The organism is Streptomyces griseorubiginosus (assembly GCF_017614965.1).
GTDB lineage: Bacteria > Actinomycetota > Actinomycetes > Streptomycetales > Streptomycetaceae > Streptomyces > Streptomyces griseorubiginosus_B.
This window is the reverse complement of sequence record NZ_WVUG01000315.1, coordinates 1-10,033: the sequence shown is the minus strand read 5'-3', so window position 1 is coordinate 10,033 and position 10,033 is coordinate 1. Positions and strand designations below refer to the sequence as shown.

9 protein-coding genes are annotated in these 10,033 nt (G+C 71.9%); 4 read left to right on the top strand and 5 right to left on the bottom strand.

The genetic code is table 11. From position 1 onward, the window contains the following. Together GRC12_RS36860 and GRC12_RS36855 are read right to left on the bottom strand one after the other, a co-directional pair. A partial coding sequence (locus tag GRC12_RS36860; protein ID WP_208784488.1) for an NAD(+)/NADH kinase occupies positions 1-761 on the bottom strand: 761 nt, incomplete at its 3' end. Next, a complete protein-coding gene (locus GRC12_RS36855; RefSeq protein WP_208784486.1) occupies positions 758-1,861 on the bottom strand; it encodes an SPFH domain-containing protein in 1,104 nt (367 codons plus the stop codon). The genes GRC12_RS36860 and GRC12_RS36855, both read right to left, overlap by 4 nt. A 130-nt stretch (positions 1,862-1,991) precedes the next feature. Here GRC12_RS36855 and GRC12_RS36850 point away from each other — a divergent pair, with 130 nt between their 5' ends. Both GRC12_RS36850 and argF read left to right on the top strand, forming a co-directional pair. Next, on the top strand, positions 1,992-3,215 hold the full coding sequence (locus GRC12_RS36850) for an arginine deiminase (RefSeq protein ID WP_208784483.1): 1,224 nt from the start codon (positions 1,992-1,994) through the stop codon (positions 3,213-3,215). An 80-nt stretch (positions 3,216-3,295) separates the two neighbouring features. Next, positions 3,296-4,303 carry an ornithine carbamoyltransferase gene (argF, locus tag GRC12_RS36845; protein WP_208784481.1) on the top strand — a complete coding sequence of 336 codons (1,008 nt, stop codon included), beginning with the start codon at positions 3,296-3,298 and terminating at the stop codon, positions 4,301-4,303. A 6-nt stretch (positions 4,304-4,309) separates the two neighbouring features. Here argF and GRC12_RS36840 read toward each other — a convergent pair whose 3' ends face one another. Next, positions 4,310-4,765, bottom strand: a complete 456-nt coding sequence (locus GRC12_RS36840; protein ID WP_208784479.1) for an ATP-binding protein — start codon at positions 4,763-4,765, stop codon at positions 4,310-4,312. A 267-nt stretch (positions 4,766-5,032) separates the two neighbouring features. On the opposite strand from GRC12_RS36840, the gene GRC12_RS36835 reads away from it, so the two are divergent. Both GRC12_RS36835 and GRC12_RS36830 read left to right on the top strand, forming a co-directional pair. Beyond that, on the top strand, positions 5,033-5,860 hold the full coding sequence (locus GRC12_RS36835) for an enoyl-CoA hydratase family protein (RefSeq protein WP_208784477.1): 828 nt from the start codon (positions 5,033-5,035) through the stop codon (positions 5,858-5,860). Positions 5,861-5,867: 7 nt separating this feature from the next. Beyond that, on the top strand, positions 5,868-8,135 hold the full coding sequence (locus GRC12_RS36830) for a bifunctional salicylyl-CoA 5-hydroxylase/oxidoreductase (RefSeq protein ID WP_208784474.1): 2,268 nt from the start codon (positions 5,868-5,870) through the stop codon (positions 8,133-8,135). On the opposite strand, the gene GRC12_RS36825 is transcribed toward GRC12_RS36830, so the two are convergent. Together GRC12_RS36825 and GRC12_RS36820 are read right to left on the bottom strand one after the other, a co-directional pair. Further along, positions 8,119-8,952 (bottom strand): PaaX family transcriptional regulator, encoded by an 834-nt coding sequence (locus GRC12_RS36825; RefSeq protein ID WP_208784472.1) that lies wholly within the window; start codon positions 8,950-8,952, stop codon positions 8,119-8,121. The two genes, GRC12_RS36830 and GRC12_RS36825, sit on opposite strands and share 17 nt — an antisense overlap. Before the next feature lie 15 nt (positions 8,953-8,967). Further along, a partial coding sequence (locus GRC12_RS36820; protein ID WP_208784469.1) for an AMP-binding protein occupies positions 8,968-10,033 on the bottom strand: 1,066 nt, incomplete at its 5' end.

Here is a 10,033-nt window from a genome sequence, read left to right as displayed (position 1 = left end):
GTGCCGGAGAGGGTGCCGGCGACGAGGGTCGTGCCGGTGGCGGGGGAGGGCCAGGCCTCGCGGACGAACCACAGCAGGCGGTCCTCGGTGGGGCGGGGCAGCTCCAGCGCGGCTCCCCGCTCCTGCCACACCGAGCGGAGCCAGCCCGTCGCCCCGGTCCCCGTCCCCACCAGCACCCCGGACGAAGCCTGGGCCTCGACGACACCCCCGTCGTTCTCGAGGCCCAGGCGGTATCTGGCCGTCTGGTGTCCGGCGGCGCCCAGATAGATCTCGTTCAGCGCGACCAGGCGCTGTGTGTCGTCGGCGACCGCCTCGACCATCGTCAGCTCATCGACGCCGGTGCCGGACGCGTGCGCGGCGGGCAGCAGGGCGGCCGCGTCGGTGGGCCGGTGCCGCACCAGCACGCCCGGGTTGCGCCCGGGGTCCGTGTCGATGCCGATCACCGGCTGTCCGGCGAGGTACTTGGCGGCGTTCGCCACCAGTCCGTCCTGGCCGACGACCACCACGACGTCCTCCGGCGCGAACAGGAAGCGGTCCAGGTCGGCCCGCTCCACCCTGCTCTGCCGCCAGGTCAGCGGGATCGCCGCGGTGACGTCGGCCAGTGCCCGGCGGGTGCGGCGGTGCCGTTCGGCGACCTCCTCGATGTCCCGGCCGCGGGAGGAGAGGAAGAAGGCGGCCTGCCCGTGGGTGCCGTGGTGGGCCACCAACTCCTCGTACTCCGTGGTGCGATGGACGAGGACGACGCGCGGCGCGAGGCTCACGCCGGGTCCCCGCCCGCCAGCCTGGCCAGCAACCCCGTCAGCACGTCCGGAGAGATCGTCACGCTGTCGATGTTCGGCAGGTTCTCCGCGAGCCGTGTCCCGGTGAGGGCGTGCAGGGTCGCGAGGTCCGCCTCACCGTGCACCCGCAGCCAGGCGGCCTGGGCCTGCGCCCGTGCCTCACCGACCTCGCGCGCTCCCTCGGCCTCGGCACGGGCCAGCCGCAGGGACCGGACCGCCTCCGCCTCGGTGAGCCGCTCGGTCCGCCGTGCCTCGGCGTCCGCCAGCCGCACGGACCGCTCGGCCTCCGCCTCGGCCAGCTTCACCGTGCGCGCCGCCTCCGCCTGGGCCCGTACCGAGTCCGCAGCCGCGTGCTCCTCCGCCTCCCGCCGGGCGTTCGTGCCGCGCTGCTCGACCAACTGCTCCTCGCGGCGGGCGAGCTCGATCTGACTGGCCAGTTCGTTCTCGGCGATCGCGCGCTCCCGCTCGACGGCCACCGCCCGCCGCTCGTACGTCGCCCGGTCCGCCTCCTGCTGGATCTGCTCGCGGGCGGGGGTGCGCAGCGCCCGCTCCACCTCCGGCTCCGGACGCAGCGCGACGACGCGCACCGCGACCACCTCGACACCGGTCGCCGGGAGACGGGGTTCGGCCGTGAGGCCCGCCGCGACCCGCTCCCGCACCGCCGTCACCCCGTCGACCAGCGCCGACGACAGCGACGTACGGGCGAGGACGTCCAGGGCGTGCTGCTGCGCCGTCTCCGTCAGCAGGGTGCCGAGCTGCTCCAGCGGCGTCCCCCGCCACACGCCCGTGTCCGGGTCGACCGAGAAGTCGAGCCGGGCCGCGGCGAGCGCCGGGTCACTGATCCGGTAGGTCACCGTCGCCTGCACCGCGACGTCCTGGAAGTCGGACGTGCGGGCATGAAAGGTCATCGCCAACTCCCGGTCGTCGACCGGCACTTCGGACAGGGCCGCGGTCAGCGCGCGGAACCAGAAGCTGAGCCCCGGCCCGTCGTGCAGCAGCTTGCCGCCCCTGTGGTGCCGGATGTGCGCCGTCGGCGCGCCCCGGAGATGGCGCCAGCCCAGGCGCCGGGTGATGTCGGCCATCGGACCCCCTTCTTTTCGTCTCCTAGACGATAATCCCGGGAGCCGCTTATCGTCAAGAGGACGAGAACAAGTAACCGAAGAAACCGCCGAGCCACGGGTCAAGAGGCCGCTCGATGGTCAGGATGGAGGCATGGGATTCCACGTCGACTCCGAGGCCGGGCGGCTGCGCCGCGTCATCCTGCACCGGCCGGATCTGGAGCTCAAAAGGCTCACCCCCAGCAACAAGGACGCCCTCCTCTTCGACGACGTGCTGTGGGTGCGCCGGGCGCGCGCCGAGCACGACGGCTTCGCCGACGTGCTGCGCGACCGCGGGGTCACCGTCCATCTCTTCGGCGACCTGCTCACCGAGGTCCTTCAGGTCCCGGCGGCCCGCACCCTCGTCCTGGACCGGGTCTTCGACGAGAAGGAGTACGGCGTCCTCGCCACCGACCACCTCAGGGCCGCCTTCGAGACCCTCCCCGCGCCCGAGCTGGCCGAGGCGCTGGTCGGCGGCATGACCAAGCGCGAGTTCCTGGACGCGCACCCGGAGCCGACCTCGGTCCGCTTCCACGTCATGGACCTCGACGAGTTCCTGCTGGCGCCGCTGCCCAACCACCTCTTCACCCGCGACACCTCCGCGTGGATCTACGACGGCGTGGCCGTCAACGCCATGCGCTGGCCCGCCCGGCAGCGCGAGACGATCCACTTCGAGGCGATCTACCGCCACCACCCCCTCTTCTGTGACGAAACGTTCCGCGTCTGGTCCGAGGGGCAGGCCGACTACCCGTCCACCATCGAGGGCGGGGACGTCCTGGTGATCGGCAACGGCGCCGTCCTCATCGGCATGAGCGAGCGGACCACCCCGCAGGCCGTGGAGATGCTCGCGCACAAGCTGTTCGCGGCCGGCTCCGCGCAGACGATCGTGGCCCTCGACATGCCGAAGCGGCGCGCCTTCATGCACCTCGACACCGTGATGACGATGGTCGACGGCGACACCTTCACCCAGTACGCGGGCCTCGGCATGCTCCGCTCGTACACCATCGAACCGGGCGTCGGCGAGAAGGAGCTCAAGGTCACCGACCATCCGCCGGAGCACATGCACCGCGCGATCGCCGCCGCCCTGGGCCTCAGCGAGATCCGCGTGCTGACCGCCACCCAGGACGTGCACGCCGCCGAGCGCGAGCAGTGGGACGACGGCTGCAACGTCCTCGCCGTCGAGCCCGGTGTCGTCGTCGCCTACGAGCGCAACGCCACCACCAACACCCATCTGCGCAAGCAGGGCATCGAGGTCATCGAGATCCCGGGCAGTGAACTCGGCCGGGGACGGGGCGGGCCGCGCTGTATGAGCTGTCCGGTCGAACGGGCGGCCGTATGACCGCACACGCATGTGCATAGAAATGCTGAAGCTCGTATAGACTTCCAGGGTCCGTTGTTCCCGCATCTCTGGAGCGCCCCATGGCGACCGTCCCGACCGCCCTCGCCGGGCGCCACTTCCTCAAGGAGCTCGACTTCACGAGGGAGGAGTTCCTCGGCCTGATCGAGCTGGCCGCCGAGCTGAAGGCCGCGAAGAAGGCCGGGACCGAGCAGCGGTACCTGAGCGGCAGGAACATCGCGCTGATCTTCGAGAAGACCTCGACGCGCACCCGTTGCGCGTTCGAGGTCGCCGCCGCCGACCAGGGCGCCTCGACCACCTACCTCGACCCGTCCGGCTCGCAGATCGGGCACAAGGAGTCGGTCAAGGACACCGCGCGCGTGCTCGGCCGGATGTACGACGGGATCGAGTACCGCGGAGACAGCCAGCAGAAGGTCGAGGAACTCGCCGCCCACGCCGGTGTCCCCGTCTTCAACGGCCTCACCGACGACTGGCACCCCACCCAGATGCTGGCCGACGTGCTGACCATGACCGAGCACACCGTCAAGCCGGTCGAGCGGATCTCCTTCGCCTACCTCGGCGACGCCCGCTTCAACATGGGCAACTCCTACCTGATCACCGGCGCCCTGCTCGGCATGGACGTCCGGATCGTCGCCCCGAAGGCGTACTGGCCGGCCCAGGAGATCGTCGACCGCGCGCACGAGCTGGCCGACACCAGTGGGGCCCGGATCACGCTCACCGAGTCCGTGGGCGAGGGCGTGCTGGGCGCCGACTTCGTCGCCACCGACGTCTGGGTCTCCATGGGCGAACCCAAGGAGGTCTGGGACGAGCGGATCGCCGCCCTCGGCCCCTACGCGGTGACGATGGACGTCCTGCGCGCCACCGGCAACCCGGACGTCCGCTTCCTGCACTGCCTCCCGGCCTTCCACGACCTGGGCACCAAGGTCGGCCGGGAGATACACGAGACCCACGGTCTCGATTCGCTGGAGGTCACGGACGAGGTGTTCGAGTCCCCCTACTCGGTCGTCTTCGACGAGGCGGAGAACCGGCTGCACACCATCAAGGCGATCCTGGTGGCCACGCTGGCCTGAGGACGGTCACACCGGGCGCCGCTGCGGGGGCACCGACGGCAGCCGGAACCACACGGCCTTCCCGGAGTCCGTCGCGCGGTGTCCGCAGGACGAGGAGAGCGCGCGGATCAGCAGCAGCCCGCGCCCGTGTTCCTGCCAGGGGTCGGGCTCGTCCCCGTTCGGCCTGGTCAGGTCGCCCGGCGGCGCCGGGTCCGGGTCGTGCACCTCGACCTGGCAGCCGCCCGGCAGCAGCTCCACCACGAGCTCTATCGGTGAGTCCCCGGCGGTGTGCTCCACCGCGTTCGCGACCAGCTCCGCCGTCAGCAGCTCCGCGGTGTCGCTGTCGGCCCCGTGCTCCAGCTCGGCCAGCGCCGTGCGCACCAGGGCGCGGGCCACGGGCACGGCCGCGGCGGAGTGCGGCAGCGCGATGCGCCAGGAGGCGGCGGAGGCCGAGGGGGGTTCGTACAAGGCGGATCCGTTCATGAGCAGGCTGTCCTGCTTTCAACCGTATGAATGGTACGGCGCCGCCGTCAGAGACGTCCGGCGGGCACCGCGGGGGGACCTTCGGCCCCGTTGACGGGCGGCTTACCCCTGGAAACGGCTTGCCTCGCGCGGGTGCTCCCGCTGTTACCGCTCTATTGACGAGCGGTGACGAGCGGTGACAAGGCTGTATTGCGTCCGTGACGACGGTCACGAACAGGTGATAACTTCGAGATGTGTCCGCGCCACCGCCCGAGGAGGCCGCACCGCATGAGTCCCTTCACCGGCTCCGCCGCCCGCACCGCCGACTGGCGGCACCTGCGCGTCGAACTCACCGACGGGGTCGCGACCGTCACCCTGGCCCGCCCCGAGAAACTCAACGCGCTCACCTTCGGCGCCTACGCCGACCTGCGCGATCTGCTCGCCGAGCTGTCCCGTGAGCGATCCGTCCGCGCCCTGGTCCTGGCCGGGGAGGGGCGCGGCTTCTGCTCCGGCGGCGACGTCGACGACATCATCGGCGCCACCCTGTCCATGGACACGGCCCAGCTGCTGGACTTCAACCGCATGACGGGTCAGGTCGTGCGGGCCGTACGGGAATGCCCCTTCCCCGTGATCGCGGCGCTGCACGGAGTGGCGGCGGGCGCCGGCGCGGTCCTGGCCCTGGCGGCGGACTTCCGGGTGGCCGACCCCACCACCCGGTTCGCGTTCCTCTTCACCCGCGTCGGACTGTCCGGCGGTGACATGGGGGCGGCCTATCTGCTGCCCAGGGTCGTCGGGCTCGGCCACGCGACCCGCCTGTTGATGCTGGGCGACCCGGTACGGGCCCCCGAGGCCGAGCGCATCGGCCTCATCAGCGAACTGGTGGAAGAGGGCGCGGCGGACGAGGCGGCACAGTCCCTGGCCCGCCGGCTGGCCGACGGCCCGGCCCTGGCACACGCCCAGACGAAGGCCCTCCTGACGGCCGAACTGGACATGCCCCTGGCGGCCTCGGTCGAGCTGGACGCCTCCACACAGGCCCTGCTGATGAACGGCGAGGACTACGCGGAGTTCCACGCGGCCTTCACGGAGAAGAGGCCGCCGAAGTGGCAGGGGAGGTGAGGTCGCGATGCGTGTCGCGATCATCGGTGGCGGACCCGGCGGACTCTACGCCGCCGCCCTGCTGAAGCGGCTCGACCCCGCCCGTGAGGTGACCGTCTGGGAGCGCAACGCCCCCGACGACACCTTCGGCTTCGGAGTCGTCCTCTCCGACGAGACCCTCGGCGGCATCGAACACGCCGACCGGGCCGTGTACGAGGCGATGCGGAGGGAGTTCGTCCGCTGGGACGACATCGACATCGTGCGCCGGGGCGAACGGCACACCTCCTCGGGCCACGGCTTCGCCGCCCTCGGCCGGAAACGCCTGCTGGAGATCCTGCACACCCGCTGCCGGAACCTCGGCGTGGACCTCCGCTTCCGCTCCGAGGCCCCCTGCCCCGACCGGCTCGCCGGCACCTACGACCTCGTCGTCGCCGCCGACGGAGTCAACAGCACCACCCGCGAGGCGTACGCCCATGTGTTCCACCCCCGGGTGACCGGCCACCACTGCCGCTACATCTGGCTGGCCACCGACTTCCCCTTCGACGCCTTCCGCTTCGAGATCGCCGAGACCGAACACGGCGTGATGCAGCTGCACGGCTACCCCTACGCGACGGATGCCTCCACCGTGATCGTCGAGATGCACGAGAAGGTCTGGCGCGCGGCCGGCTTCGAGGAACTCGACACCGCTGAATCCATCGACCGCTGCGCCAAGATCTTCGCGGAGGCGCTCCGCGGCCGCCCTCTGCGCTCCAACAAGTCGGCCTGGACGACCTTCCGCACGGTCACCAACGAGCGCTGGTCCCACGGCAACGTCGTCCTGCTCGGGGACGCCGCCCACACCGCCCACTTCTCCATCGGTTCCGGCACCAAGCTCGCCGTCGAGGACGCCCTCGCCCTCGCCGCCTGCCTGGAGGAACAGCCGTCCCTCGACAAGGCGCTCACGGCCTACGAGGAGGAGCGCAAACCCGTCGTCGCCTCCACCCAGCGCGCCGCCCGCGCCAGCCTGGAGTGGTTCGAGAACCTCGGCCTCTACCTCGACCAGCCGCCCCGCCAGTTCGCCTTCAACCTCCTCACCCGCAGCCGCCGCGTCACCCATGACAACCTCCGGCTGCGCGACGCCCGGTTCACCGGCTCCGTGGAGGACGAGTTCGGCTGCCCGCCCGGCACCCCGCCGATGTTCACCCCGTTCCGGCTGCGCGGACTGACCCTGCGCAACCGGGTCGTCGTCTCGCCCATGGACATGTACTCCGCGGTCGACGGAGTCCCCGGCGACTTCCACCTCGTCCACCTCGGCGCCCGTGCTCTCGGCGGTGCCGGGCTGGTGATGACCGAGATGGTCTGCGTCAGCGCGGAGGGCAGGATCACCCCCGGCTGCACCGGCCTCTACACCGGCGAGCAGGCCGACTCCTGGCGGCGGATCACCGACTTCGTGCACACCCAGTCCCCTGGTACCGCGATCGGCGTGCAGCTCGGCCACTCCGGCCGCAAGGGCTCGACCAGGCTGATGTGGGAGGGCATGGACGAACCTCTGCCCGAGGGCAACTGGCCCCTCGTCGCCCCCTCCCCGCTGCCGTACAAGCCGGACAGCCAGACCCCGCGCGAGCTGACCCGCGCCCAACTGACCGACATCCGGGAGCAGTTCACCTCCGCCGCCTGGCGGGCCGCGCGCGCCGGCTTCGACCTCCTGGAACTGCACTGCGCCCACGGCTACTTGCTCTCCGGCTTCCTCTCCCCGCTCACCAACCGCCGCACCGACGGCTACGGCGGCTCGCTGGAGAAACGGCTCCGCTTCCCGCTGGAGGTCTTCGACGCGATCCGGGGCGTGTGGCCGCAGGAGAAGCCCATGACGGTCCGCATCTCCGCCACCGACTGGGCCGACGGCGGGACGACCGCCGAGGACGCCGTCGAGATCGCCCGCGCCTTCGCCGCGCACGGCGCCGACGCGATCGACGTGTCGACCGGCCAGGTCGTCGCCGAGGAGCGCCCGGAGTTCGGGCGGTCGTACCAGACGCCGTATGCGGACCGGATCCGGCGCACCACCGGTGTCCCGGTGATCGCGGTCGGCGCGATCTCCTCCTGGGACGACGTCAACTCCCTGATCCTGGCCGGGCGTGCGGACCTGTGCGCCCTCGCCCGCCCGCACCTCTACGACCCGCACTGGACCCTGCACGCGGCCGCCGAGCAGGGCTACGACGGCCCGGGCGTCGTCTGGCCGGCCCCCTACCGAGCGGGCAGCCGCCGCCCCCGGACCGGCCGCACGGACGCTCCCAAACCCCGCCTCACGCTGGGGAGTTGAAACCCTCCGGCATCGCATACCGTGCCCCCGCGTCCCTGAGCCGCTCGTGCAGCTCCCGGAAGACCGCGGCCGAGCGGACACCAGGCCAGTCCTCGGGGAGGAGACGGGCGGGCAGGCCGGGGTCGGTGTAGGGGAGGTGGCGCCAGGAGTCGAGGGCGAGGAGATAGTCGCGGTACGCCTCCTCGGGCGGGGTGTCCCCGCGCTCCCGCCAGGTGTGCAGCACGGGCGCGTGCCGGTCGAGGAACGCCTCGTGCTCCTTGGCGATCGCGGCCAGGTCCCACCAGCGGGCGACGGCCCCCACGGTCGGGGCGAAGCCCAGGTGCTCGCCGCGGAAGAGGTCCACGTACGGGTCCAGGTGCAGCCGGCGCAGCGTGTGCCGTGTCTCCTCGTGCAGCCGGGCCGGGGCGATCCACACACCCGGCGCCGCCGTGCCGAAGCCGAGCCCGGCCAGCCGTGAGCGCAACACATGCCGCTTCTGCCGCTCGGACTCCGGCACCGAGAACACCGCGAGCACCCAGCCGTCGTCCTCGGGCGGCGCGGTGGCGTAGATGCGCCGGTCGCCGTCCTCGAGCAACTGCCGTGCGTCCGGCGAGAGTTCGTACCCCGCGGCGCCCTCGGCCGTGCGGGCCGGCAGCAGCAGTCCGCGGCGTTTGAGACGGGACACCGAGGAGCGGACGGAGGGGGCGTCCACGCCGACCGCGGCCAGCAGCCGGATGAGCTCCGCGACGGGCACCGGGCCCGGCACGAAGCGGCCGTAGGCGCCGTAGAGCGTGACGATGAGAGACCGTGGTGCATGCTGGTCGGACACGTTGATCATCTTAGGTCTTCGCGATCACTGCTGGTCACCATGGGTGCGCAAACGGAACCTCTGGAGCTTCCCGGTCGCCGTGCGCGGCAGCGCGTCCGAGAAGACGATCTCGCGCGGGCACTTGTACGGCGCGAGTTCCGCCTTGACGAAGGCACGCAGGGCCTCCGCGTCCCGTACGGCACCCTCCTTGAGGACCACATGGGCCACGACCACCTGTCCGCGGGCCTCGTCGGGCCGCCCCACCACCGCCGCCTCCACCACGTCCGGGTGACGCAGCAACGCGTCCTCGACCTCCGGCCCCGCGATGTTGTACCCGGCCGAGATGATCATGTCGTCGGCCCGGGCGACGTAACGGAAGTAGCCGTCCGGCTGTCGGACATAGGTGTCTCCGGTGACGTTCCAGCCGTCGCGCACGTAGTCGCGCTGGCGCGGATCGGCGAGGTAGCGGCAGCCGACCGGCCCGCGCACGGCCAGCAGCCCCGGCTCCCCGTCGGGCACGGGCCGCCCGTCCGCGTCCTGCACGCGCGCCTCCCAGCCCGGCACGGGCACCCCGGTCGTCCCGGGCCGGACGTCGTCGTCGGCCGCGGAGATGAAGATGTGCAGCAGCTCGGTCGCGCCGATGCCGTTGATGATCCGCAGCCCGGTCCGCTCGTACCAGGCCCGCCAGGTGGCGGCGGGGAGGTTCTCGCCGGCGGAGACACAGCGGCGCAGCGACGAGACGTCGTAGGCGTCGAGGTCGTCCAGCATCGCGCGGTAGGCGGTCGGGGCGGTGAACAGGACCGAGACGCGGTGGCCGGCGACGGCGGGCAGCAGCTGCTTGGGGTGCGCCTGTTCGAGCAGCAGCGCGCTCGCGCCGGCCCGCATCGGGAAGACGACCAGTCCGCCGAGGCCGAAGGTGAAGCCGAGCGGCGGGCTGCCGGTGAAGACGTCGTCCGCACGGGGCTTGAGCACATGCTTCGAGAAGGTGTCCGCTATGGCGAGCACATCCCGGTGAAAATGCATGCACCCTTTCGGGCGACCCGTGGTGCCCGAGGTGAACGCGATCAGCGCGACGTCGTCGGCCGCGGTGTCCACGGCCGGGTAGGGGGCC